This is a genomic window from Photobacterium sagamiensis, assembly GCF_050337085.1.
Classification (GTDB): Bacteria; Pseudomonadota; Gammaproteobacteria; order Enterobacterales; family Vibrionaceae; genus Photobacterium; species Photobacterium sagamiensis.
Genome location: NZ_JAKJSP010000025.1, coordinates 87,159 through 112,597, shown reverse-complemented (window position 1 = coordinate 112,597; position 25,439 = coordinate 87,159). Strand labels below are relative to the sequence as shown.

General features: G+C 43.7%; 24 protein-coding genes and 3 pseudogenes. 17 read left to right on the top strand and 10 right to left on the bottom strand.

Going from position 1 to position 25,439, the window contains the following annotated elements; translation table 11 throughout:
- Positions 1 to 21 precede the first annotated feature (21 nt).
- From gndA to L4D76_RS13235, 5 genes are all read left to right on the top strand, one after another.
- Positions 22 to 1,515, top strand: coding sequence for an NADP-dependent phosphogluconate dehydrogenase (gene gndA / locus L4D76_RS13255; RefSeq protein WP_428441366.1), 1,494 nt, complete (start codon positions 22 to 24; stop codon positions 1,513 to 1,515).
- Between the two features lie 153 nt (positions 1,516 to 1,668).
- Positions 1,669 to 2,670 carry a gluconate operon transcriptional repressor GntR gene (gene gntR, locus L4D76_RS13250; RefSeq protein WP_428441365.1) on the top strand — a complete coding sequence of 334 codons (1,002 nt, stop codon included), beginning with the start codon at positions 1,669 to 1,671 and terminating at the stop codon, positions 2,668 to 2,670.
- Positions 2,671 to 2,702: 32 nt separating this feature from the next.
- Positions 2,703 to 3,656 carry a LysR family transcriptional regulator gene (locus L4D76_RS13245; RefSeq protein ID WP_428441364.1) on the top strand — a complete coding sequence of 318 codons (954 nt, stop codon included), beginning with the start codon at positions 2,703 to 2,705 and terminating at the stop codon, positions 3,654 to 3,656.
- 183 nt (positions 3,657 to 3,839) lie between these two features.
- Positions 3,840 to 5,015: an adenosine deaminase family protein gene (locus L4D76_RS13240; RefSeq protein WP_428441363.1), complete on the top strand. Its 1,176-nt coding sequence runs from the start codon at positions 3,840 to 3,842 to the stop codon at positions 5,013 to 5,015.
- Positions 5,016 to 5,056: 41 nt separating this feature from the next.
- Positions 5,057 to 6,385, top strand: coding sequence for an NCS2 family permease (locus tag L4D76_RS13235; RefSeq protein WP_428441362.1), 1,329 nt, complete (start codon positions 5,057 to 5,059; stop codon positions 6,383 to 6,385).
- 106 nt (positions 6,386 to 6,491) lie between these two features.
- On the opposite strand, the gene L4D76_RS13230 is transcribed toward L4D76_RS13235, so the two are convergent.
- Positions 6,492 to 6,689, bottom strand: a complete 198-nt coding sequence (locus tag L4D76_RS13230) for a YtxH domain-containing protein (RefSeq protein ID WP_428441361.1) — start codon at positions 6,687 to 6,689, stop codon at positions 6,492 to 6,494.
- 449 nt (positions 6,690 to 7,138) lie between these two features.
- On the bottom strand, positions 7,139 to 7,474 hold the full coding sequence (locus L4D76_RS13225) for a hypothetical protein (protein WP_428441360.1): 336 nt from the start codon (positions 7,472 to 7,474) through the stop codon (positions 7,139 to 7,141).
- Between the two features lie 169 nt (positions 7,475 to 7,643).
- Here L4D76_RS13225 and L4D76_RS13220 point away from each other — a divergent pair, with 169 nt between their 5' ends.
- Positions 7,644 to 8,816: a cation:proton antiporter domain-containing protein gene (locus L4D76_RS13220; RefSeq protein WP_428441359.1), complete on the top strand. Its 1,173-nt coding sequence runs from the start codon at positions 7,644 to 7,646 to the stop codon at positions 8,814 to 8,816.
- A gap of 81 nt (positions 8,817 to 8,897) precedes the next feature.
- Here the strand turns inward: L4D76_RS13220 and L4D76_RS13215 are convergent, their stop codons facing one another.
- Together L4D76_RS13215 and L4D76_RS13210 are read right to left on the bottom strand one after the other, a co-directional pair.
- Complete coding sequence (locus tag L4D76_RS13215) at positions 8,898 to 10,121, bottom strand: HlyD family secretion protein (RefSeq protein WP_428441358.1); 1,224 nt, start codon at positions 10,119 to 10,121, stop codon at positions 8,898 to 8,900.
- Positions 10,114 to 10,548, bottom strand: a complete 435-nt coding sequence (locus L4D76_RS13210) for an MFS transporter (protein ID WP_428441384.1) — start codon at positions 10,546 to 10,548, stop codon at positions 10,114 to 10,116. Before L4D76_RS13210 ends, L4D76_RS13215 begins: the two co-directional genes overlap by 8 nt.
- Before the next feature lie 171 nt (positions 10,549 to 10,719).
- Here L4D76_RS13210 and L4D76_RS13205 point away from each other — a divergent pair, with 171 nt between their 5' ends.
- On the top strand, positions 10,720 to 11,739 hold the full coding sequence (locus L4D76_RS13205; RefSeq protein ID WP_428441357.1) for an AraC family transcriptional regulator: 1,020 nt from the start codon (positions 10,720 to 10,722) through the stop codon (positions 11,737 to 11,739).
- 82 nt (positions 11,740 to 11,821) lie between these two features.
- On the opposite strand, the gene L4D76_RS13200 is transcribed toward L4D76_RS13205, so the two are convergent.
- Together L4D76_RS13200 and L4D76_RS13195 are read right to left on the bottom strand one after the other, a co-directional pair.
- Complete coding sequence (locus L4D76_RS13200) at positions 11,822 to 12,295, bottom strand: hypothetical protein (RefSeq protein WP_428441356.1); 474 nt, start codon at positions 12,293 to 12,295, stop codon at positions 11,822 to 11,824.
- A 185-nt stretch (positions 12,296 to 12,480) separates the two neighbouring features.
- Positions 12,481 to 12,846 carry a hypothetical protein gene (locus tag L4D76_RS13195; RefSeq protein WP_428441355.1) on the bottom strand — a complete coding sequence of 122 codons (366 nt, stop codon included), beginning with the start codon at positions 12,844 to 12,846 and terminating at the stop codon, positions 12,481 to 12,483.
- 345 nt (positions 12,847 to 13,191) lie between these two features.
- On the opposite strand from L4D76_RS13195, the gene L4D76_RS13190 reads away from it, so the two are divergent.
- The 4 genes and pseudogenes from L4D76_RS13190 to L4D76_RS13175 all read left to right on the top strand — a co-directional run bounded on the left by L4D76_RS13190 (position 13,192) and on the right by L4D76_RS13175 (position 16,089).
- Positions 13,192 to 14,235, top strand: coding sequence for a GMP reductase (locus L4D76_RS13190; protein ID WP_428441354.1), 1,044 nt, complete (start codon positions 13,192 to 13,194; stop codon positions 14,233 to 14,235).
- Positions 14,236 to 14,289: 54 nt separating this feature from the next.
- Positions 14,290 to 14,595, top strand: a pseudogene (locus L4D76_RS13185) (phage portal protein); the annotation flags it as partial.
- Positions 14,596 to 14,760: 165 nt separating this feature from the next.
- Positions 14,761 to 15,204, top strand: a complete 444-nt coding sequence (locus tag L4D76_RS13180) for a hypothetical protein (protein WP_428441353.1) — start codon at positions 14,761 to 14,763, stop codon at positions 15,202 to 15,204.
- Positions 15,205 to 15,837: 633 nt separating this feature from the next.
- On the top strand, positions 15,838 to 16,089 hold the full coding sequence (locus tag L4D76_RS13175) for an Ogr/Delta-like zinc finger protein (RefSeq protein ID WP_428441352.1): 252 nt from the start codon (positions 15,838 to 15,840) through the stop codon (positions 16,087 to 16,089).
- Between the two features lie 137 nt (positions 16,090 to 16,226).
- On the opposite strand, the gene L4D76_RS13170 is transcribed toward L4D76_RS13175, so the two are convergent.
- The 3 genes from L4D76_RS13170 to L4D76_RS13160 all read right to left on the bottom strand — a co-directional run bounded on the left by L4D76_RS13170 (position 16,227) and on the right by L4D76_RS13160 (position 19,587).
- Entirely contained in the window at positions 16,227 to 18,113 is a 1,887-nt protein-coding gene (locus L4D76_RS13170) for a methyl-accepting chemotaxis protein (protein WP_428441351.1), read from the bottom strand.
- A 465-nt stretch (positions 18,114 to 18,578) separates the two neighbouring features.
- A complete protein-coding gene (locus L4D76_RS13165; protein WP_428441350.1) occupies positions 18,579 to 19,082 on the bottom strand; it encodes a GNAT family N-acetyltransferase in 504 nt (167 codons plus the stop codon).
- 79 nt (positions 19,083 to 19,161) lie between these two features.
- On the bottom strand, positions 19,162 to 19,587 hold the full coding sequence (locus tag L4D76_RS13160) for a GFA family protein (protein ID WP_428441349.1): 426 nt from the start codon (positions 19,585 to 19,587) through the stop codon (positions 19,162 to 19,164).
- Positions 19,588 to 19,741: 154 nt separating this feature from the next.
- Between L4D76_RS13160 and L4D76_RS13155 the strand changes: the two genes are divergently transcribed.
- Positions 19,742 to 20,077, top strand: coding sequence for a phage integrase (locus L4D76_RS13155; RefSeq protein ID WP_428441348.1), 336 nt, complete (start codon positions 19,742 to 19,744; stop codon positions 20,075 to 20,077).
- A 1,024-nt stretch (positions 20,078 to 21,101) separates the two neighbouring features.
- Here L4D76_RS13155 and L4D76_RS13150 read toward each other — a convergent pair.
- On the bottom strand, positions 21,102 to 21,704 hold the full coding sequence (locus tag L4D76_RS13150) for a hypothetical protein (protein WP_428441347.1): 603 nt from the start codon (positions 21,702 to 21,704) through the stop codon (positions 21,102 to 21,104).
- Between the two features lie 272 nt (positions 21,705 to 21,976).
- Here L4D76_RS13150 and L4D76_RS13145 point away from each other — a divergent pair, with 272 nt between their 5' ends.
- From L4D76_RS13145 to L4D76_RS13125, 5 genes and pseudogenes are all read left to right on the top strand, one after another.
- Positions 21,977 to 22,999, top strand: a complete 1,023-nt coding sequence (locus tag L4D76_RS13145; RefSeq protein ID WP_428441346.1) for a phage integrase — start codon at positions 21,977 to 21,979, stop codon at positions 22,997 to 22,999.
- Positions 23,000 to 23,122: 123 nt separating this feature from the next.
- Positions 23,123 to 23,395 (top strand): annotated as a pseudogene (locus tag L4D76_RS13140) (IMP dehydrogenase); the annotation flags it as partial.
- 54 nt (positions 23,396 to 23,449) lie between these two features.
- Positions 23,450 to 23,755 (top strand): annotated as a pseudogene (locus L4D76_RS13135) (phage portal protein); the annotation flags it as partial.
- A 297-nt stretch (positions 23,756 to 24,052) separates the two neighbouring features.
- Positions 24,053 to 24,685, top strand: a complete 633-nt coding sequence (locus L4D76_RS13130; protein WP_428441345.1) for an outer membrane beta-barrel protein — start codon at positions 24,053 to 24,055, stop codon at positions 24,683 to 24,685.
- A 492-nt stretch (positions 24,686 to 25,177) separates the two neighbouring features.
- On the top strand, positions 25,178 to 25,429 hold the full coding sequence (locus L4D76_RS13125) for an Ogr/Delta-like zinc finger protein (RefSeq protein ID WP_428441344.1): 252 nt from the start codon (positions 25,178 to 25,180) through the stop codon (positions 25,427 to 25,429).
- The last annotated feature ends 10 nt before the right edge of the window (positions 25,430 to 25,439 follow it).

The following is a 25,439-nucleotide window of genomic DNA, read 5'->3' as shown; positions in this document are numbered from 1 at the left end:
CTAAAAATAGGGAAAAATATAATGACTGATACTTTATGTAATATTGCCATGATTGGTCTGGGGGTCATGGGCAGAAATCTGGCGCTTAATCTGCTCGATAACCAGTTCAATGTTGCCGGTTTTGACCTGAATCCAAACCTTGTAAAACAAACTCAGGATGAAGCTAACCAGCTTGAAAAAGGGCAATTTTTATCTTGCCCGTCTTTAGTTGAAATATTAGGCAAATTAGAAAAACCACGGATCATAGCCCTGTCAGTTCCTGCAGGAAATGCTGTCGATACCGTTATCGCATCGTTAATCGATGCGGGTATTGAAGCCAATGACATCGTCATTGACACAGGAAATAGCCTATGGACTGACACCATTACTCGTGATGAAAGGTACCACACTCAATTTAAGTTTTTCAGCACTGCCGTTTCAGGCGGTGAAGTTGGTGCTCGGTTTGGCCCGGCCTTAATGGCCAGTGGCTGTGCCGCTTCCTGGCAACATATACAGCCAATGTGGGAAGCCATCGCTGCCAAAGTCGATCAGAACGGTTTACAGCTCCCGCCGCTAAGTAGCGGAGAGCCTTGCGCAGCTTATATCGGCCCTAGCGGCTCTGGGCATTTTGTCAAAATGGTCCATAACGGTATTGAATATGCCGATATGCAGCTTATTTGCGAAGTGTACCAATTCCTGCATCAGGTGCTGAATATGCCTGCCCGGGAAATTGGTCAGGTATTCGCACAATGGAATAAAGGGATACTGAACAGCTACCTGATGGAAATCAGTGCTGATATTCTCCAGCAGCAAGATCCAACGACCAATAGACCTCTGGTCGAGATGATCCTCGATAAAGCCGGTCAAAAAGGTACTGGATTGTGGACGGCTGTAACCAGTTTAGAAGCCGGGTGCCCGGCCCCTACAATCGCGCAGGCTGTGTACGCTCGCTCCCTGAGTGGCTTAAAAGATCAACGAACACTTGCTTCAAAGTCACTGCGAGTGATCACGGACACTTCAATTTCTGTCGATAAAGAAACCGCTATCGAGCAACTGCACGACGCCCTCTATTGCGCCAAACTCTGCGCATACGCTCAGGGCTTCGAACTCATGAAGACCACAGCACGGCAACAACATTGGCAACTGGATTTTGCCAATATCGCCAAAATATGGCGGGCAGGCTGCATCATTCGGGCGATCTTTTTGCAGTCCATCACGGATGCATACACCGCTCAACCAGAACTGAATAACCTGCTGTTAGATTCAAAGTTCAGTCATGAATTAGAGCTGCGCCAGCTCAACTGGCGTAAGGCTGCCGCTAACGCCAGCTTACTCGGTGTCAGTTGCCCGGGCATTAACTCTGCGTTGAACTATTTCGATGCAATGTGTAGCGAAACTTTACCTGCGAACCTGCTTCAGGCACAACGAGACTACTTCGGCTCACATACCTATTCTCGTATCGATCAACCCGAAGAAGAAAAATTCCACTTCACGTGGAATCAGTCGCCAAGAACAGAAGTAAAGGTTAGCGAATAACCAGTCAATGGCCCTGAACGACGAGGGCCTTTTTATTGCAATCGCTTGGGTATACAAATACTCCCCCCCATTAAAATCCTCATTATTACATTCATATTCCTGCAAAAACTGTGTTAATGTTACCAGTAACAAATACAATAACGATGTGGAAAAATGGTAATTAAAAAGAAACGACCGACCCTTCAGGATGTCGCTAATTTAGTGGGTGTGACAAAGATGACAGTCAGTCGTTTTTTGCGTAATCCCAGTCAGGTTTCCGAGTCTCTGCAAACCAAAATTTCTGATGCCGTCGAAGAGTTAGGTTATATCCCCAATCGCGCACCAGATATCCTTTCTAATGCAAAAAGTAATGCGATCGGCGTGCTGGTTCCGTCATTGACCAATCAGGTTTTCGCTGAAGTAATACGCGGAATCGAGAAGATAACGGAGCCCGCAGGCTATCAAACCATGCTTGCCCACTATGGCTACAGTAAGACCATTGAAGAAAAAAACATTGCTTCGCTGCTATCTTACAATGTGGATGGCATCATTTTATCGGAAAGCTTTCATACCGACCGAGCCCGGAAAATGCTTAAAACGGCTGGCATTCCTGTCATTGAAATCATGGATTCGGTATCGCCGGCCATCGAACAAGCTGTAGGAATTGATAATCAGGCTGCAGCCAGAGCAATGACAACAACAATGATCGCCAAAGGACGCAAGAACATCGTCTATTTCGCAGCACGACTGGATGCCCGCACTCGACTGAAAATGCAGGGCTACGAACAGGCAATGTTAGAACATGGCTTAAAACCGATCAGTTTACAGACTGAAGATGCCTCCTCATTTACGCTTGGTGCAGCCTTATTACATCAAATGTTAAAAGACTATCCTGATGCTGACGGCATTTTTTGTACCAATGACGATCTTGCCGTCGGTGCTATTTATGAGTGCCAGCGATTAGGGATCGACGTTCCTCAGCAGATTGGTATTGCCGGTTTCCACGGCCATGATATCAGTCAGATAATGGTACCAAAGTTAGCAACGGTGATCACTCCACGCGAACGCATCGGCCAAACAGCCGCTGAGCAATTATTAGCGCGTTTAAAAGGAGAAAAACTTAAAGAGCCAGTTATCGACTTAGATTTCCAGATCGCATCTGGTGAAAGCATATAATTGGTATAATCATATTTTCAGGATGAAAATCAATGAGCCTGGATACTAAGTGGCTGGAAGACTTTTTAATGCTGGCAGAAATGCAGCACTTTTCCCGCGCGGCAGATGCCCGTCATATTACTCAGCCGGCCTTTGGCCGACATATCCGTGCGCTGGAAAAAACGGTCGGCCAAACCTTAATTGATCGTTCCACGACTCCCATCAGCTTAACCCCAGCCGGACGGCAGTTTCGCACTGTTGCTCGTAATATCATTTCGCAAATGGAAGACGGGCTAAAGCTGCTCAATGGCATCGAGAAACCGCTGCTTAATCCAGTCCGAATTTCCACCCCACATTCTTTATCGTCACCAACATTGCTGGATCTGATTCAGCAGGTTGAAGACAACCCGATAAATGCTCAGTTTTCTGTCGACATTTTACGGGTTGATTACGCGGTGCAATCCCTGACTGAAGGTAATTGCGAATTCCTATTGGGATTTGAAATTCTGTCGTTGCTGCAACCGCCATTTAAAAATTTATGTCTCGGACAGGGAGATTTTCTTCTGGTCTCCGCCACCGACTCTGATGGGCATGCCAAGTTCTCTCCCCATAACGAGAACACCCCCCTCTTGCGTTACAGTGCGGAGTCATACAGTGCACGCTTAATTGAGCAAAAGCAGCCACACTTAACCACTATGAATACGTATCCGGTGTTTGAATCATCCATGTGTCAGCTTCATAAAGAAATGGCACTGCGTGGTAAAGGCATTGCATGGCTGCCGGACACCCTTATTCAGAGCGAGCTGGAACACGGCCTGCTGGTTGCTATCAACCCGGAACAGTACCGTATTCCATATCAGGTTCGCTTGTACCGCAACAGCTCACCACTGCACAACGAAGCGGAGAAAGTCTGGCAATTACTTAGCGAAAAATTGCATCAAGGCTGGCGGCTAACTTCTCCCTGGTTCAACAGCGAGTACCATTCAGAACCCAAATTATCGCTCTGAAAACCCTTTCCGTTCAACCAGTTCGGCCTCTTTTAAAAATCGATTGCAGCACTAATTTAATTTGTTAGTGCCGATTCGGCACTAACATATCAAAAATTGCATTTCACAACAGTCCCCTGCAGATAGATACTCTCATCAAATACAGACATTTTTATTAGTCAAACATATATCGGTGAGGCCGTCGTGAATCAAAACTCTCTCACTCTTTCAGATTTCTATCACCAGTTTCCCAAAGCAGATATTCATTACCATCTGTTAGGCGGAGTTCGGTTAGGTACTATGCTGGATTTCGCTCGCAAATACGGCGTTGAATTGCCTGAATCTGAAGCGAAGTGTTTTTATCGGGCCCACCAGCACGAAACAGGAAAAATGAAAGGCGGTATTGAAGCACTGACTTTGCTATACAGCCTGATGCGTGAACCCGCTGATTACTTCCGTGTACTGGTGGAAGTCGCTGAAGATGCCCATGCCTGTGGTGTTCGTTACATCGAAACCTTCTGGAATCCCAGCGATACAGCGGTGAACAACGCAGCGTTAGATGATCAGGCCATAAACAACCTGACAATAAATAAACCAGCTATGAGCTATGCTGCCGTGACTGATGCCCTGAGTGAGGCTATCGATTTAGTCGAACGTGAAAAAGGGTTAATCATCCGGCTGATCCCATCCATCAACCGTGAGAAATCGCCCGAAACCGCCGTCAAGATGGTAGAAGAGATGATTGCCTACCCTCACCCGTATGTACTAGGGATCGGCATTGATTATAAAGAGCACAATGCCGAGGTTGAGAAATTCTGGAAAGCGTATCGTCTGGCTCAGCTACATAACTACCGTCTTACTGCCCATTGTTCAGAATTCGGCTTACATTGGCGCAATGTGGAAACCGGCGTTGAACTGATCGAGGTTGATCGTATCGATCACGGTTATACCATTATTGAAAACCCTGCATTAACTGAAAAATACGCTAATACCGGCATTCCATTTACGGTGGTTCCATCAAACACCTATTACTTCAGACAATGGCCTGAATATCAGGACTGGTGCCGGAACCATCCAATCCGAGCCATGGCAAAAGCCGGGCTCAATATTACACCGTGTACCGATGACTGGCATATTCATAATACGACCAGTGCGAATTGCTATCGTGTCATGGTGGAAGACTTTGGCTTTGATCTCGACAGTATCCGCCAGATGATGCTGAACAGTATTAACGCCAGCTGGATATCAGAAGAACAGAAACAGCAGTGGCAAACAGATTGGGTGAATGAATTTGATAGCTTAAGGGCAAGGTTAATTTCTGAACCTGAAATAGCACCAGACCAACTGATCCAATATCGTCGGTCACCTAACACCGAATAACACAGGTATAAATACTTGCAATGACGCATAGAGGGAACACCATGGAATCTGTCGCAAAAAAACCGTTTAGCATCGCCCGATGGTTTGACTTTCAAGGCAATAAAACAACCTTGAAAACCGAAATTATCGCAGGCATGACCACCTTTGCCACTATGGCCTATATGGTCGCAGTCGTACCAGGAATGCTCAGCAAAGGCGGGCTGCCTTTTGATACTGCACTGACAATCACTATACTGATGACCGTACTTACCACCGTGGCTATGGGTATTTACACCAATCGTCCGTTTGTACTGGCTCCCGGTTTGGGTAGCGTGGCCATTTTTTCCTTTACCTTACTCGGCAGCGGTGTACCACTCAGCATTGCTTCCGGCATCGTCTTTGTCAGCGGTGTGTTATTCATGCTGGTCTCTTTCTTAGGCGTCAGGGACTTTATCGTTCGGGTTATTCCCCACAGCGTCAAAGTCTCTGTAGGGGTGGGAATTGGCCTGTTCATTGCGCTATTAGGTTTCAAACAAGCCGGTGTCATTATTGCCGACCCAAAAAAGAACGTATTACTTTTTGGTGATTTGGCCTCGATAAACGTAATGGTCGCCATACTCGGCTTTTTCCTGGTGCTGTTTTTCGTTGCTCGCAAAACACAGGGCGGTATTATTCTTGCCATCCTACTGACCACATTGATCAGCTTGCCTCTGGGCATTACTCAAATACCAGAGAGCCTGTTCAGCATACCTGGCAGCATTGATAGTATGCTGTTCAAACTGGATATCACGGGGGCATTAAGCCCGGCTTATTTACCTTTCCTACTGGCTTTCTTTATTCCTGACTTTTTCTCAACTTTAGGTACCCTGCTGGGTGTGGGTTCACAGGCGGGTTACTTAGATAAAAACGGAAACCTGCCAGGCATTGAGAAGAACTTCCATGTCGATTCCTGTGCCACCACCTTCGGTGCACTGTTCTCTTGTCCGGTGCTGACAACCTACGTGGAAAGCTCGGCGGGTGTCGAGGCTGGCGGTCGTACCGGATTCACAGCTATCGTTACTGCAGCATGCTTTGCTCTCACTCTTTTCCTTGCACCATTAGCAGGTATGATCCCAACAGCCGCAACAGCGCCCGTATTGATGTACATCGGTATTTCAATGATGGGATCAATTAAGAAGGTGAACTTCGACGACATCACTGAGTACTTACCGGCATTTGTGTGTGTTGCCATCAGTATTTTCAGCTTCAATGCCGGTAATGGTATTGCAGCGGCGATGTTGGTTTACGCCTTCTTGAAGCTGGCAACAGGCCGATATAAGGAAGATCACTGGTCAGTGTATGCCATTGCGGCACTAATGATTTACTACTTCTATATTATTGCGAGCCACTAATACCAATCGGCATAGTTACCCTGTTACTCAGTAAAAATAAAAAAGGCCTGGCGTTATGCGCCAGGCCTTTTTATTAATATTGTACCGATTGGTATTACTCAATCATTTAACTCTGAAGTTCTTCAAACTTATCGGCTAGCTCATCGGCTGTATCAGATGCTTGTTCTTTTGCACCTTCGAACATATCTTGAATCTGTTCTAATGGACTAGAGTTAGTCGCATCTACAATCTGATCTTTGTAAGCCACGCCGATGTAAATCCCAATGCAGATGCCGAACAGTACTATAACGATATATTTCAACATCGATTTATCTCTTCTAATTTTCTTAATGATTCATACTATCGGAAACGGGCGAAGCAGCATACTGCCATCTGTCTCAAAACTAACAATTTATACCAACCGGGATAAATATCTGGTCGATTGATATGCCAGCTAAAAAAGAAAAAAGTCCCGACAATTCGGGACTTTTTATATACTCAATAAATATCGATGATGAGTCAATGAAATGTGCGTTATCGCCCCATTGCACCAGATAATCAATCGCAGCAACCAGGCCGGCTAAGGCTTCAAAACTTTGTGTCCCGGTTTCAAACCGCAAATACGCGAGTTGAGTTTCAGGTTAGCAAAATCGTCTTCAACACAACATTCAGATCAAAAAAAAGGCGGATGTACTCGTTACTTGAACAAGACATTGCCACCTTTTATACAAGTATGGTTTCACAAAGAGAAACCGCCACCATAATTAGTAGATGCTAGCGATTTGCTGGTCTATCTGCGTAAACATAATTATCACCCGATTTCTTATAAAACACATTTTCAACAATGGCATAAGAGACACCCGCGATCACCGCAAACGTTGCAATTTCAGGTAATCGAGAACGGTGATAATGGTGTTGGGGTTCCTGTACCACAACAACATTCTGATGGTAATGATGATCATCGTGATGATGATGACGCTTCTTTTTATGTTTCACGATAACGACATCATGATGACCGCCGTGATGACCGCCGTGATGACCTTTTTTTGCCCATGCAAACGAAGGCAGAACAAATGACACCATTAATAAACAAGAAATTAGTAATTTCATAAGCTGCTTTGAGTTGTTATTGATAGTGAACATTGTATCTTTGAACTTTCTTGCTATGTCAGCTTCAGGTCAGCAGTCTGTCAAATCTATCAACCACACTGAGTTATCCGGCTCATTAACCAGATCGGTATTATCCTTTAAAGAGTCCGGTTCATAGGATGTAGGGTGTATGCTGATCAATCTCGATACGATAATTTTTGAACTGTGCGCCATTATGATCAGCGCAGCATTATTGGGCACCGTATTTCTCTACGCCCGTCAACCTATCATTCTGGCCTACATCGCAGCGGGCATGCTGATCGGCCCCAATGGTCTTAAATGGCTGCACGGCTCTGAAAATATCAGTCAAATCGGTCACCTTGGCGTCATCTTGTTACTCTTCCTGATAGGGTTAAACCTGCAACCCCGAAAGCTAATTCGTTTATTCAGAAAAAGTGCCATTGTTACCCTGGCTACCAGCGCATTCTTTTTTGCCTGTACCTTACTCTTTGCCTTAACCATTCAGCTGGCGCTACAGGATGCGCTAATTGCCGCCGCTGCACTGATGTTTTCCAGTACCGTTATCGGCTTAAAACTGATACCGACCACTACGTTACATCACAAGCATATGGGTGAAGTCATGACCAGTATCTTGCTGGTACAAGATATTCTCGCGATCACCGTAATTTCGTTTCTCAATGTCGATGGTGGCAATGACATGCTGACAGCCTTCCTGATGTTGCTGGTGAAACTCGGAGCCCTATGTCTGTGTGCTTATTTAGGGGTGAAATTTGTCGTACTGCCCCTTTTCAGGCGCTTTGATGTTATTCAGGAATACAGTTTTATCACCACGCTGGCATGGTGTTTATTATGGGCCGAAGCGGGACATCAGACGGGTTTATCTTATGAAAGTGGCGCATTTATCGCGGGCCTGTCAATCGCTGTCAGCCGTGTATCACAAGCAATTTCCGTGCATTTAAAGCCGCTTCGCGAGTTTTTCCTGATCCTATTTTTCTTTTCTATCGGAGCCAATATGGACTGGTCTACCAGCAATATCTATACCTTGCTAGGGTGCCTGTTTGGCGGGCTCTTGATTGTCATTAAAGTCTGGGGATTTACACTGGCTTTGCGTCTGGCCCATGAAAAACCGAGCACGAACAAAGAGCTGGGAGCAAGATTAGGTCAAGCCAGTGAATTCTCGCTATTACTGGCCTACTCAGCCATGACCGCCGGGCTAGTATCACCTGATGGCATTATGTTCATCCAAACGGCGACCCTGACAACCTTCGTCATTTCGACCTATTGGGTCGTTAAATATTACCCAACCCCAATCTCGATAGCTAGCACCCTACGCCAGGACTGATGCGGTAAGAAAAAGCAGGCGGCAGGCTAGCCGCCTTTTTATCGAGTTCTTGTTATTCGCACATTCCGTTATCTACATAAATCACATAGACCAAACGTAGTAGATTTGGGACTTCATCCGAATGATAATTCCGCGAATAATATCCAGGAAATTCAGAAAGGAAATCGGCTTCTCCGCGCTGATCCAGGCTAAACCAACCGAGCCGACCGGAATGTCATAGTCCATTGATTCATCCAGTTTTAGGCGCACGAAGTGGTGTTTATTCGCAGCGTTCACCCCAGTGGTTTGACGAACATTATCGTCACGAGCTAGCAAGCTACCCTGCGCTTCACCCGTCGCCTCAATCACGCCTTCCACTTCAGCGCTGAACACCTTACCCGGGTACACAGCAGTGGTGAATTCCGCCATCTGGCCCGCTTTCACATGACGGATCGCCTGGTGATTTACTCGCATCAATACATACTTCTCGTTGGTGTACATCTGAATACGCGGCATCACCCCCACATACTGGCCTTCACGCATAATAAAGTTCGTCAGGTAACCGTCTGTTGGAGCATAAACCTTGGTGTGATCAACATTCCATTGCGCCTGAACAACATTCTCTTTCTCACTGGTTACATCTACCGCACGGCTGTTAACCACAAGCTGTGACTTTTCATATGCCAGGTTAGCTTTATTCGCTGCCAGCTTGGATTTTTCAAACTGAGAAACCAGTGTGGTTTGCTGAGCTTTAGCCACCTCAACCGCAGTACGTTGCTCGTCCATCGTGCTTTCTGTGATGGTGTGCTTCACCGCGTTATTTTGCTCGGTATAGCGATTCAGCGTCGTTTTTTTCCATTTCAGATCTTCTTCTGCAGCCACAAGCTGATTTTTCGATATTTCAATATCTTTTAACGCAGCTTCATAAGACGCTTTAGAGATGCGGACATCTTCTTCAGCAATTGTTTGCGCAACTTTGACAGAATCCAATTTGGCTTCCGCCTTATTCAGCGCAATAACATACAGCTCATCATCCAGCTCATAGATCAGCTGATCTTTTGTGACTTTCTCATTAGGGCTAACGTGTATTGCTTTAACATGCCCCTTAATACTGCTGGATGCCGGACGCAACTGAATATGTGGCGATTGCACTACAGAGCCACCCGACAGATCCATCGGGGCGAAAGTGATAAGCCCGACCCAGACAAATAACAACCAGCTGAGACCACCAAGGTATGCAAACGCTTTGGTAAATTTATTCCAAGGCATCCCCACCAAACGTAATAGTGAGATGAACAGTGCCCATACGGCTAAACCTTCAAGCATGTTCAGGCTCCTCTTTCGCTTTGATCGTTGTGACAGATTGAGCCGATTTTACTGACGGATCCGCTTTACCTTGCTGAGCCAAGGCAGGTTCGGTCGTATCATCTGACTGCGAATACGGCGAAATTTCTGATCCATCATCACCCTTCCAGATATCCCTGATACGACGTAGCGCCTGTTCGCCATCAACAAAGGCGATAATTACAGCGATCACCCATACCCAGTGCCAGACGAATCCGATCCAGGTGAGTGCTGTTATCAACCCTATCTGATGATGCTGCTTCGTAGAGGCCTTATGAATAGGTAACTCATGGATCTTCCAAAAGCCTATCGCTACTGCTGCTATCGTTCCTAATAAAACGACCGCCGCGACGATATGCAAAGCAGTATCTACCCCTGAATTTACAAACGGCATGCTTACAAGACTCAAATCGAACAACTCCAAAGTTAATAACTGTATTTTTGATTGCGCGAATTGTGTTGGAAAAGGAATGTTACGCACCAAAAAGAGACCGATTGAATCAATAAGGCTACTTATTTGATTAATACTGACCGCATGGTTATCATCCATTGCAGTGGAAATCATGAAAAGATGTAGATAATGCCAGCACTTGATATCTCATTTATCCGAACAATCTTTCTTCAGCCATTGCTAAATGGGCTGGAAAAACACTATGGAATTAACCATGAACAGTTAGGTATTCCCGCTCGAATTTTGAAAGAGCCGATGTCTCTTATTCCTTTTTCCGAGGTCGTCGGCTGGCTGGAACACGTTGAGGCGTTAACAGGCAATCCGGCGTTCATGGTTACGATTGCGAATGAAATAAAATTCGACAAAATGGGGTATTTGGGAGAATGGTTTCTATCACCGCCAGATTTGGCGCTGGCATTTCGCCGTATTAACTATGGCACTTCCTGCTTGCAATCAGGTGCCACTTTTTACGGAGAGCAATCAGGTAATATCATTAAATGGAGTTACAATACCAGCTACGCCAAAGGACGTGGCCGCCTTCATGACAGCTTGCGTATGGCCATCATGTTCAACCATGCTTTAAAGCATTATATGGGTGATCACTACGTTCCTATTAATGTGGAAATAAGCGGGCCTCCTTGTGGCAACGGCCTGATTGAATCCTATTTTGGAACAGAAATACAATGGAATGCACCAATGACCAAAGTCTGGGTCGACATTTCCATCTTAGAACATGGTAACAACAAAGCGTTTAACGTCACCCGCCCGATGTTGATGTCAAACCTGCAGCTCGATGATTTCCTCAATATGCCGCAACCACACGATTTGGCAAAAGTCATGTTCGAAATGGTCAACTACTCACGCTATTATGGTGTACCCAATATCGATTTTGTCGCCGATCGGGTTGGACTTTCCCGTCAACAACTGCAACGCCGGCTGCATGAATACGGTTGGAACTTCACCAGCATCACCAGCTATGTGCTTTGCAACAGCGCGATTAAATACATGATGGAAGGTATGCCCATTGCCGATATTGCTGCTGCACTCGGTTACAGCAATGTGCAGAGTTTTAATAAAGCCTTTCAGCGCAATCGGGGATATACCCCAGCCCAATACCAGCAGAGGCTCTTGGAACGCAGTCGCACATAATCAGCTGAATTAATAATAATTAAAACGTACGGACAGTTGATGAATTCAGCTGTCCATAGATTCAATCAGCCAGTCCGTAATTTCAGCTTATTTGTCGCTGACACTGCATAGTAAAATGCTCAGCAGGCGTAATGTGATACCACATATCAAACTGCGCTTTGTTTTCGCTCAGTAAGATAGGTTTAAAGAAAATACGGTAGCCGGTTAAATCGCGACGCTGATCATAATCAAATGGATTGGTATTGTAAGTATCGGTGATAATTTTACGGCTCAATTGCAATGGCTTGAGTACATAATCCTGACCTGTTTGCTTGTAGCGGTAATCGACGAACAGGTTATATTCCAACTTCGTCTGTTTCTCTTCCTGATAGCGAATCCATTCTTGCGACTTTATCGTGCCATCCGGACGGAAATCATACCTCACCCAGCTTTGTTCACCCGCAGCAGCAACCTCTTCAGGTACGCACTGCCACAGTCCTACCATGTCAGGCAATGGAGATGACATAGCCATAACCGGAAACATTAACCCTGCAGCCAGTAAAAGTCCTTGTTTCATTCCTATGTCCTCTTGGTATCTGTACATGCCTTTTTCTAACAATAGCTTAACTTGCGCAGAGAACTCAATCATTGTTTCTAGTCATTTGAATATATAGCAAGCATAAAAAAACGGAATGGCCGCAAGTCGGTCACTCCGTTTTTCATGTTCAATTTCATCATATTACCGATACAACCAGCGTTCGGCTAAGCACTTGCTTTAGACGAAACAGGGACAGCTTTTATCGCCGCCATTTTCTTTAAAATCACGGAGATCGGCACGATCGGCCCCATCATTTTCACCCGCAGCGGCGCCCCGCCTAAACCATAGTGAAGTTCTGATGAGTCAGATGACGAATAATTGTACTTATAGTTAAATTTATCCGTTGCCATATGCAGCAAATCAAAATCCTTTCGGTGGCATGAGATATATGCCCGCCAATACATGGCATCAATGATTTCATCTGGCTGCTCAGCCCGAACTATGAAGCGCCAACTTCCGTCTTCCCCGTAAAAATCAAGCGGGAATATCTTTTTTATTTGTCTTCTGCTTAACAAGGTAAACCTATCCACTTAGCAAGCTTTTGATGCCAATCAGATCAAACAATCGATCATTTCGTCATTTAATCATTGGTAGGAGGAATTATGCAATGTTCCAGCGAGAATGGAAGAGGACAGGAAGAGAAAAAAAGAAATTTTTACAAAAAAGTCAGTATGCTGCAGATTCAATCTTAGGGAGGATAGCACAAAAAAAAACACATTATTAGACTTGTTAATTAAGTTTCTGGGCCTATAATGCTGAAAACCGGAGCGTCTGCCAACGCTCCGGTTTTTTTGTGCCTGCTCATCTGACGCAATCGGTTATCTGCCAATAACCGAAAGGCTGAGAGCAATATTCGATAAGATTAAGGAAATACTATGCGTATCGAACAAGACTTGAAATTGGGTTTTAAAGATGTACTGTTTCGTCCAAAACGTTCAACCCTGAAAAGCCGCTCTCAAGTCGAATTAACCCGCGATTTTACATTCAAGCATAGCGGTCGTCAATGGTCTGGTGTCCCTATTATTGCTGCAAATATGGATTCAGTCGGTAGCTTTGAAATGGCGGCCTCTCTGGCGAAACACGGGGTAATGACGGCTGTACATAAGCACTATACCGTTGAAGACTGGGCTGGTTTCATTGAATGCAATGAAGCTAAGGTGTTAAACAATGCGATGGTATCTACCGGAACATCAGAAGCCGACTTCCAAAAAACCAAAGATATCATGGCACTGACCGATGATTTAATCTTCATCTGTGTCGATATTGCTAATGGTTATTCTGAGCACCTTGTTGAGTACGTACAAAAAGTGCGTGCTGAATTCCCTGATAAAGTGATCAGTGCAGGTAACGTTGTGACTGGCGATATGGTTGAAGAACTGATCCTTGCCGGTGCAGATATCGTAAAAGTCGGTATCGGTCCGGGCTCTGTCTGTACTACACGAGTTAAAACCGGTGTGGGATACCCGCAGCTTTCTGCCATCATTGAATGTGCTGATGCAGCACACGGTCTGGGCGGTCGTATCATCGGTGACGGCGGCTGCTCTTGTGCGGGAGATGTTGCTAAAGCCTTTGGTGGCGGTGCAGACTTCGTTATGCTTGGCGGTATGCTGGCGGGCCACGTAGAAAGTGGCGGCGAAGTTATCCATCAAGACGGTAAAGCTTTCATGAAATTCTACGGAATGTCATCTCAGAGCGCGATGGACAAGCACTCAGGCGGTGTGGCTAACTATCGCGCCGCTGAAGGTAAAACCGTACTATTGCCTTTCCGTGGTGAAGTTGACAATACCATTCAGGATATCATGGGCGGCATCCGCTCAACCTGCACCTACGTTGGCGCGGGGCACTTGAAAGAGCTAACGAAGCGAGCAACTTTCATCCGTGTTTTGGAGCAGGAAAACAACGTATACGGTAAAGAGTAAACTCGGTATTTCCGAGTAATTAGAGGCCACTTTTTAGTGGCCTTTTTTGTGCCTGATAATGGCATTCAGTTGATCCCGGTTGGCGATATCGCAACCAAAGATGAGTTCGAAAAAATAAAGAATGTATCCGCGCAAGAGGTATTAGTGGGCCATCGCTTCCCTGTCGAGCTGGCGGCCATCATCCCCAGTGGAGGCACCCGAGGCGACCCGGTTAAGTTCAACGAAGTATATACCCAGAATGAAGTGATACCCGCTTGTGAAATGTTCATGGATGCGGTGAATAGTGATGTGGAAGTGCCGAAAAGCTTGCAATTCGAGTTCACTTTAGCTAATGGTGAGAAGCAAATAGCCCTCAGTTGAGGTGTAGTGCTTCAGACTCGATCTAACAACCACTGTCAGGCCGTGTCTAAGTGTCTCTGTTCGGCCACCAGCAGACACCGAGAAGAATATGTGTTCCATACTGACAAGAACAAACCAATTCAGCTGTCAAAGGGCTGGCAGTTTTTAAATTAACTAGGAAATATAATGAAAAACCGTTTGATCGTTCTTTTGACCCTCGCGTTCTCTCTGATACTAGCAGGCTGTAACAGCGAGACCCGTAATCTGCCCGACCAGAAGCCAGATTACGCCTATGAGCTGGACACCTGGCTGGAAAACTCCGAGATTTATGAGTTCACTCCCAAAGCAAACCCTGATCTAGCCTGCATCATGCTCATGCTAGATTCTGGCAAAGACATGGGGTTGTCCTGCATCCCTAAAGGCACCCAGGGTAAAGCAATTAAGCTGCTGCCGCCTGACTTTGCCTATGAGCTGGACACCTGGGCTGAGAACTCCGAACTCTACGAGTTTACTCCGCGCTCAAACACGGCCTATTCGTGCATCATGTACATGCTTGATTCTGGTAACGCAATGGGGCTGCGCTGTGAACCCAAGGCCGCCAAAGCACCGACAACTCTACCTGCGGGCTAACCGCCAACACCGATCTACCACTGGGGACCTTAGGTCCAAGCCATTGCTATTTCTTTTGTAAGCTTGAACAAAGAACCCAGCCTATCGCGGCTGGGTTCTTCAGTTAATTGAAATTTTATTTTCACCTTCAAAACGCTGCTAGCCCTTGTCCTGCTTGGCTTCAAGCGTAAGTCACCAGATCATTTTCGCGATCAACCTGATCATTAAAACAGTGACAGAAAATACACTATCCCATTTATTTTCAAACACTTAAGCAAACAAGAGAGATCATTAAGTGATCTTTAAAACTGAAAAAAACTGTAATTAATTTCAATTTTTCAGTTTTATGTTTGTGGTTTTATCGCTAGTTTCTCCCATCAACCATACCTTGAAAGCCCTGTATTCATGGGGCTTAGCGCTAAATCACTACCCTCTTCACTCCGCCAAAATTGCAGAAAACAAAACTGAAAAAAATCACTTTTTTTAAACGTCGCAGGTGGGGAGGAGGAGTGCGATTTCCGTGGCGTGAATGTGCTTTACGTGGGCGCACTCAACCTGTTCCTTATGTGAATCACTTGTTGTTCACCACTGTATAAAAAAACAGTCATTTGATTTACAATTGACTGGTCAGTTCGTCAATCAAGTGGATGTGTTATGAGAGTATTTTGCCCAGAGTGCGGTGATAAAGCCCGCATTCAAAAAACCAATCGTATATCGACCAGTTATGCGGATTTATACTGCAGTTGTAGTGACCCCGAGTGTGGTCACTCTTTTGTTATGAATCTTAGCTTTTCGCATACTCTCAGCCCTTCGGCAAAGAACACAACCGAGCTGGTTACTGCTTTAGTTAATTCAATGTCGCCAGAAAAAGCGAAGGAACTGCATAGTCAATTAGCAATGTTTTAAATATTTCCCAAACACTCTCTTACTAATGGCGCAATACCACTCCGCTTAAGTGAACGGCATTGCGCCAGAGGCGGGATTTTTGCTGAGCTTGGAAGCCCTGTTGTCACATCGCTCAAAACAAAAGGGCAAAACATTGACTATTGTAATTTAAATTTACTAACTAGAGCGCCCAGTTGTGCGTTGGCAGCAGCCAGGCTTTGCGTGCTGTCTACTGTCGCTTGTCCATTTTGGGTCAACTCGTAAACCACCTCACGAATGTTGTTTGTATTACGGCTGACTTCTTCGGTTACCAAGCTCTGCTCCTCGGAAGCAGTCGCAATTTGCGTACTTAAATCATTAATTTCAATAATGGAATTGGTCACAGTATCCAAGCTGTCCTTTACTTGTTCGGCGTTTTCAGCCGTACGTACACAGCTTGTTTTCGTCACCTCCATCGCGGTAACCGCACTGGAAGCATCTTGGCGCAACTTAATTAATATCTCATTAATTTCTGCAGTACTGGTTTGGGTTCGTGCTGCTAATGAACGTACTTCATCGGCCACCACGGCAAAACCTCGTCCTTGTTCCCCGGCGCGTGCCGCTTCGATTGCTGCATTCAAAGCCAAAAGGTTAGTCTGATCTGCAATTTCACCAATCACACCCAACACACTGACAATCTGCTGGGTATTTTCATTCATAGTGTTAATGCTCGACGATGCCGCATCCACCTCATCCATCAGGGCAACCATACCGCTAGACGCCTCAAGCACAGTATCTTTTGACAACAGCGCCACACCATTGGCTTTTTGCGTGTTAGTGGCAGTCTCTGTGGCACTTTTCGCGATAGTATCAGCGGTGGAACTCATTTCAGTAATGGCGGAAACAACTTGCTCTGTCTCGGAAGCATGATTGATTAAAGCTTGGTTATTTCGTTCTGATTGCACATTAAGTTGATTGACACCTTGAGTAATATGAGTTGATGCAAGAGAAATTTCGACCATCATGGTCTGAATATTACTGATGAAGCCATTAACTCCCTTTGCTATTTGCCCCAAATCATCATCACTATGAACATCTAATCTTTGAGTAAGATCTCCATTTCCCTCTGCCAATCCAACAATGGTTTCTTTTAACAACACTATTGGTTTATACATTTTATTCAGTGCAAACAGCAAGAATATAAGTGTCACAAATATTAATGTCGAGGAAGTAATAATAGATTCTTTTAATACGTGATTAACGTTGGCGTAAGCAATAGACTCATCTATATCTATTACAATATGCCAAGTTTTTCCATCGACAAGTTTTATGTCGCTATAATACGCAATCTTACTCTGACCATTTACTTTATATTCATATGTTCCGTGCTCATTTGCCAACACTTGTTTTTCAAAATCATTCAGATGGCTTTTACTGGATATCTCTGTTCCAAACTTCTCATGGTCTGTAGACGAAATCAGACCTCCACTTCCATCATATATACCTACAATCGCACCGGGGAAATTAATGCTTTTGACCAGTTCGTCAACTGTATCTAAAAAAAGATCACCGCCAATCACACCTTCATTTGCTACATCTAACACACTAAACATATATTTATCTGATATTCCTTTATCAAAGTAAATATCAGTTACAATTAATCCATTGGCTTTTTTGGCCATGTTATACCAGTCTTCCTGAGTTGCATCATAGTCAGGAATAAGTCCTGAATTACCGACTGTGAGGCCATTGGCATCAGCAAGATTAACCGCATCTAAGGTAGTGCTAGTAACAAGTAATTTTGCTGTTTCTATCTTTTTGTCTACATCATTATCATGAAGCAAAATCTTAGCATTGCTGATTATTTTAACATTCCCAGCAATCCATTTTTCGATACTTCCTTTGGCACTGCTTATTGTCATTTTAGCTTGCGTTTCAATACTTGCTACACTCTCATCTCTAACATTAGTATATGAAACCCAATTAGATATTGTTAATGAAACGACAACTAGCATTGTCATCACCAACATGCTTCTTTGCTTGAAACCAATTTTACTCACAGCCACAGCCCAACACCTTAACATTGGCGCAACAAGAGTGACAATTAAAACCATGAACTCTTGTTTTCGTCATAACAGAATGCGCAATATGATATCGATAATCATATTTATTAATTGTGCATTGAGTCTCATTTCATATCTATAATGGATAAATATAATCTTAATTATGAGCCGCCATTATATATTCGCAAATAATTTCGCAAGATTAATAATTATTTATTCAATTAATTTAAGGAGGAAACATGAGTGTTTTTCAATCTAATTCGTGTTGTTTTTTACAACAAACGTCATGCTGCAATCAATTATTTGGTTATTATATAAACAGAAAGTTGCTGTGACTTCCAAACTTAAATGTTTTATAACACCGCGTTAAGCCGTGAGCAATACCATGCGGACTTAACCATAACACCGTAAGCACTAGACCGGACAAAACCAGGAATGTCACGTGTTGCGAATCGGTTTGAAGCGATTTTAGGGGCGACCCTGCAAATTCAACTCTAAGACAGGAAGATATCTACCTTTAGGTTTAGAAGGTTGCTCACCAACACAGTTAGCCCCCATTTTTTTGTAAAAATCACATGCATTAGGGTCAGAAACTATGTGCATTCTAAATGCTGCCAATGACTGTAAATTTTTAACTGCATGGTCAAACAATTGTTCTCCGAGACCCTGCCCCATATATGCAGGCAAAACCCAACAGTCCTCTAGCTCGAAAATACCCTTTGATTGTTCTGATAATGAATAGAGGCCCACGATAGTTATACCTTTCTTGAGCACCCAAAATTCGCGAGACAACAGCGAAGACTGTTCAAGCAATAGATCGGGCAACCACAACTCCATCGAATCTTCAGAATATCCCCATACCTGTTTCGCTGAAGTAATAACAAAATTGATTTCCTCTAAGTCCGAAATGACTGCACGTGAAATTTTCAATTTGACCTCTAAGCCGCTAACGCCTGCAATAAGTTGCTTCACGATCAACTCACCAAGCGCACCGAACTCCAAACCAAAACTGCGGAGTAAAGTGCGTCAATTTGATGACTTTGATATTTGCCTAAACCTCTGATGCAAAATGGGCTTTAATTTCAGCATCAGTCATTTCCGGAGTATCATTGGAGAAGCAATAATAGTCAGGTCGCAGGTCACTGAAATACTGCATACTCATAACTAAATTTTCGGTATTTGGAAAAAGTCCAACGGGCATGTTATAGCTTCCCGTTTTCTTAAAGCGGCTGAATAAATGCGTACCACAATTTGAACAAAAGCCCCGCGAAGCCCAAGATGAAGAATCATACTCTTTAACTATTTCTTCACCCTCAAATTTCACATCAGTTCCACACTGCAGCATAAACAGTGGGCCTCCCCCCCATTTCCTACATGCTTCGCAATGGCAAACCGTGAATTTGGGGTCAATGTTTACCACATGAACTTTAACACTACCACATAGACAGCTAGCTACGTTTTTATCTGAACTTGACATGCTTTATATCCTCAAATTTTGATAATGAATACTAATTGAGACGAATGATTGTAGGTTCAACTAGCCTTAGTTTGTTTCTATTCCTTATTATAAACATTGATTTGCTTCATGTTACCTACATCATAACTGTATCTATATACAGTTATGATTGATTATGTCGGTTAGAAAACAAACAGATGGAACGTGGCTTTGCGAGTGCTACCCACAAGGGCGGCAAGGCAAACGTCTACGCAAAAAGTTTGCGACCAAAGGTGAAGCCCTCGCCTTTGAACGCTTCACCATGCGTGAAATTGAGGATAAGCCGTGCCTTTCTGATCTGCTTGAGCTGTGGTATTCCCTCTATGGCATCAGCTTAGGCAAGGGCGATGTTATTAGAAACAAGATACTTCGAATGGCTGAAGCAATGAATAACCCTATCGCACCAAAATTTGACTGCAACTTATACCTGAAACCACCACAAACTTTCAGTGCCTATCTATATATTTTTTAACAGTAAAGATGATGTTTTAAACTTGCACTGACAGATTGTTTATTTGTGTGATTAATGTCACGTGTCCAGCTTTCTTAATGTCAGTGTAGGCAAAGCAAGGCTAAGTTTAATTCAGACTATTGTTTAATCGTTCTTTAAATATATTCTTCTACTCTTTATTCCTAGGTATACCCAGAGTAAAGGAGTCTATATAAGAGAGAGCATCACTGACGGCCTTTTTACGATACTTACTGTAAGGCTTTGTTATCCACTACTTCTTGAACTTCAATCACCCCCTCATCATCATGCGAGATGAGTTGATGAGTTGCATACTTATAAGGAGAAACCATGGAAAAGTGCTACGAGTATTTCGGGTGTAACATTACAACCTGCATATTGCATGGAGAAAAAGACAATACTCACTGTTGGAATATCGATGAAACATTATGCAAAAATCCTGCTTTTAAGCTTGTGAGTGACACACACGACGGAAAGAAAAAGAAGACAGATTTATATTTATGTTCGTTTTGCATTTACTACAAGGAGCATGCAATAGAAGCAGGGGACAGAGTACATTGCCAATCGGGAATCGAGTTTTAACCTTTTTCCCGCATACAGCTTATTTACATAACGCTCATAAAGCGCTCCAGGCCTATTACTGTATGGTCTTCGTAGTAGACCGTTGAGATTATATTGGGGCTAAAGCCACTCAATGACAACGCTCGCAACTGGGAGAATGAGCTGAAATCGGGGCCGTATCAACAGATAAATAGTGCAAAGGGTTTAAGGCACTTTATGCCCCATCGCGAGTTTCACAAAACGCAGAAAAAATCACGATCAATGTTTAAGCCAGTAAAATGGCTTTACCATCCATGCTTATCCAAAGAAGGCCATCTTCTTGAACAAGCCATTCGGTACGTCGTCGGCTAAAATGTGAGAGCAGTTTGTGCATGCTATCCCTTGTAACATATCAACGCTTTAAATATGGGGCATATAGAATCGATTTGGGCGAAACTCAGCGACTACATGTCCCTATAATTCGTTATTAGCGTTCAACACACTCGTAAACCTCGCAGATAAAACTCCAGCAAGAAGGTACTAGATTATATTCATGTATAAACTCACCTAAATACGGAAGCTCACGACGAAAGATAAAAGTTGAATGCTTTTTTGCCAAAGATTTGTCTACTTCAAGGCCATGCTTCGCGCAATTAGCGACTTCTTGAAGCAATTTTATTTTCTTGTAGTTTTCAAACTTTGTTACATCGAAACCTTTTCTATATGTAGAGATTCTATAAATAATTTCAGCAAAACTAATCTGTTCGAACGTAAGATTTTCATCAAGTGCCGTCAATCTTGACTTAAGCACCTTTTCGACTGTATGAAATAGATAAATAACAAAGATGTGGCTATTGATAGTTTTTTTAAGTGTAATTTTGTTGCCTTCTATGTGTGCCCATGCAGGATCTTTTTCATGTTCTTCAAGATTGTCCTGCGATTTTATAAGTTGTTCTTCTGCATCTCGAAACAACTCAAAAGCGACATCGATTCTCAGCAAATCTTCTTCAGCTAAGTCTTCAAGGATAAAAGATTTCATGTTAATAGGAATATTCCATCGTTCAGCCATATAGTTCCACAAAATTTCCACAACTACCTCCTTGCAAGCTAACATTTTATTCAATGCTTTAGCTTCGTAAATCTTTTGCATATATTTAAGAACAGCCACCCTCACACGACACTATTTCTGTCAATTTTTATACTAAAACATTTAACTAGTGCTCAAATTAATGCATAAGACACTTTTTGCTACAAATGATTTTAGTTCACCATCTAACGTTTGTTTCAATTCATTTCTATAAACATTGATTTACTTCATATTGCCTATATCATGACTGTATATACATACAGCCAACATTAATTATGTCCATTAGAAAACAAACAGATGGAGCGTGGCTTTGCGAGTGCTACCCCCAAGGGCGGAAAGGCAAACGTCTACGCAAAAAGTTCGCAACCAAAGGCGAAGCCTTAGCCTTTGAGCGTTTCACCATGCGTGAAATTGAGGATAAGCCGTGGCTTGGTGAGAAAGGAGATAACCGCCGCCTTACTGATCTGCTTGAGCTGTGGTATTCCCTTTATGGCATCAGCTTAGGCAAGGGCGATGTTATCAGAAACAAGATGCTTCGAATGGCTGAAGCAATGAATAACCCTATCGCACCTAAGTTTGACAGCAAAGTTTATTCTAACTTTCGTCAGTTACGTCTATCTGGCGATATCAGTTTTGTTGATGCTCGATGGCAAAAAGGCAAGCCCAGTATTGCGACCCTCAATTCTGAGTTAGCTCGTTTCAAAGCCGTTTTCAGCAAGCTTAAAGAACTGGGGGAATGGAAAGCTCCGAATCCGCTTGAAGACATCAGGCCGCTTAAAGACCATGAACGTGAAATGGCATTTCTGAGCCAAGAACAGATTAAATCACTACTGCATCATGTATCGCTTCACTCGCGCCAAGATATGCTGAAGATAGTAAAAATTTGTCTATCAACCGGCGCACGTTGGAATGAAGCGGCCCAGCTTCGTGGTAGCCAACTCAATAAACATAAAGTTACGTTCACGAACACCAAGAACAAGAAGAACCGATCTATCCCTATCAGCGAAGAACTCTATAACGAGATCCATAAGCCAACGTCAGGCAAGTTATTTGAAGAGTGCTATACGCCATTTAGTTACATTCTGAAAAACAAGATTGGTGCTGAATTACCATCGGGCCAAGCAACCCATGTGCTTCGCCACACCTTTGCCAGCCACTTTATGATGAATGGCGGAAACATCTTAGTGCTTAAAGATATCCTCGGTCATGCTGATATTACTATGACGATGCGCTATGCCCACTTCGCCCCTGAACACCTCTCCGACGCTATCACAAAGAACCCTCTTTCAAGCCTATAACCACCTGCCGCCAGTGGCGACAAAGTGGCGGCAGCCGTGAATAACATAGCAAAAAACCGCCTTAAATAGCTGTATATACATACATATTACGGCCCCACCTCCAATGTAAGCCATTGTTTTAATAGGGATGCAGTTGTTTTTATGAAATTCTATGGAATGTCATCTCAGAGTGCGATGGACAAGCACTCTGGCGGTGTGGCTAACTACCGCGCTGCTGAAGGTAAAACCGTACTATTGCCTTTCCGTGGTGAAGTTAACAATACCATTCAGGATATCATGGGCGGCATCCGCTCAACCTGCACCTACGTTGGCGCGGCGCACTTGAAAGAGCTAACGAAGAGAGCGACTTTCATCCGTGTTCTCGAGCAGGAAAACAACGTATACGGTAAAGAATAAACACGACATTTCCGAGTAATTAGAGGCCACTTTTTAGTGGCCTTTTTTGTGCCTGATAATGGCATTCAGTTGATCCCGGTTGGCGATATCGCAACCAAAGATGAGTTCGAGAAAATAAAGAATGTATCCGCTCAGGAAGTGTTAACCGGTCACCGGTTCCCTGTCGAACTGGCGGCCATCATCCCCAATGGCGGCACCCGAGGCGACCCGATTAAGTTCAACGAAGTTTATACCCAGAACGAAGTGATACCCGCTTGTGAAATGTTCATGGATGCAGTGAATAGTGATGTGGAAGTGCCGAAAAGCTTGCAGTTTGAGTTCACTTTAGCGAATGGTGAAAAGCAAATAGCCCTCAGTTGAGGTGTAGTTCTTCAGGCTCGCCGTAGTCTCAGTTCGGCACAAAGAGTTGCTCATTAAGGTTGGAGAGAGACTCTGTAGCGGGCTATCGACACGAAGAAGTCAGGTGTTACCCAAGAGGTATTGGAATAGTGTTGCGCTATCAATAATCCAACATAGCGACATACATAGGCTGAAAATAGGATTTTTCCCACCATTTGTGCTACACATTTCATATGCAATATTGGTGTCTGTTTACCCCTTCAATTAACAGCTATTAAATCAAGCAAACTATATCAATACACACAAGGATGATTTTCCATGAAAAAGACCTTTCCAATCATAGTCGCTGTTGTTTTGAGTTCTGTATCCACTTTAAGTGCTGCTGAAGGTTTTTATGTTTTCGGTAGTGTTGGGCAATCTGACATCGACACAGGTGTTGGCAGTGTTCCTGATATTAACATTGATGAAACCGACACTATGTTTAATATTGGTGTAGGCTATCAAGGAAATGATTACTTCTCTGTAGAAGCAGGTTACGCCGATCTTGGTAAGGCGAGCGCGACTACTACATCACCAATAACAGAATCAGTATTAGGCAGCACCGTTACTGTTGACGGAACAATTTCAGCGGATGTCACTGGATTATTTATTGGCGTAAAAGGTGAAGGTAATGTCACAGAACAAATTAGCCTTTTCTTAAGAGCAGGTTTCTTGGATTGGGAATCAGATGCATCTTTCTCAGGTACAGTAATAATAGACGGCGAAACCTTTACTGGTTCAGATAGTGCTGAGGGAGCAGATGGAACAGACCCATATGTTGCTTTAGGTGCGGCATATGCGTTTACTGAACAAGTATCTGTGAACTTCCAAGCATCCCGATATATGCTGGACTTTGAGGGTTATGATGTCGATGTTGACACTCTGTCTCTAGGTGCCACATTCAAGTTCTAATAGAACCAAGTATCTAGCCAAAGCCCTTCTTTAAGAGGGGCTTTTTTGTGGCTATGTTTATTACTCTGAATTCCTGAAAAAGATAGGTAAGCCTGGGCGATTTCAGCTGAGGGCTTCAGTTAATTGAAATTTTATTTTCAGACAAAAAACACCGCCAGCCCTAGCCCTGCTTGGCTTCAAGCATAAGTCACCAGATCATTATTGCGATCAACCAGATCATTAATAAAGTGACAGAAAATACACCAAACCTTTTATTTTCAGACACTTAAGCAAACAAGAGAGATCATCAAGAGATCTTTAAAACTGAAAAAAAATACTTTTTTAAACGTCGCAGGTGGGGAGGAGGAGTGCGATTTCCGTGACGTGAATGTGTTTTACGTGGGCGCACTCAACCTGTTCCTTATGTGAATCACTTGCTGGTCAGTGCTGTATAAAAACACAGTCATTTGATTTACAATTGACTGGTCAGTTCGTCAATCAAGTGGATGCGTTATGAGAGTATTTTGCCCAGAGTGCGGTGATAAAGCCCGCATTCAAAAGACCAATCGTATCTCAACCGGCTATGCGGATTTATACTGCAGTTGTAGTGACCCCGAGTGTGGTCACTCTTTTGTTATGAATCTTAGCTTTTCCCATACTCTCAGCCCTTCGGCCAAGAACACAACCGAGCTGGTTGCTGCTTTAGTTAATTCGATGTCGCCAGAGAAAGCAAAGGAACTGCATAGTCAATTAGCTATGTTTTAATCTCTTCCAT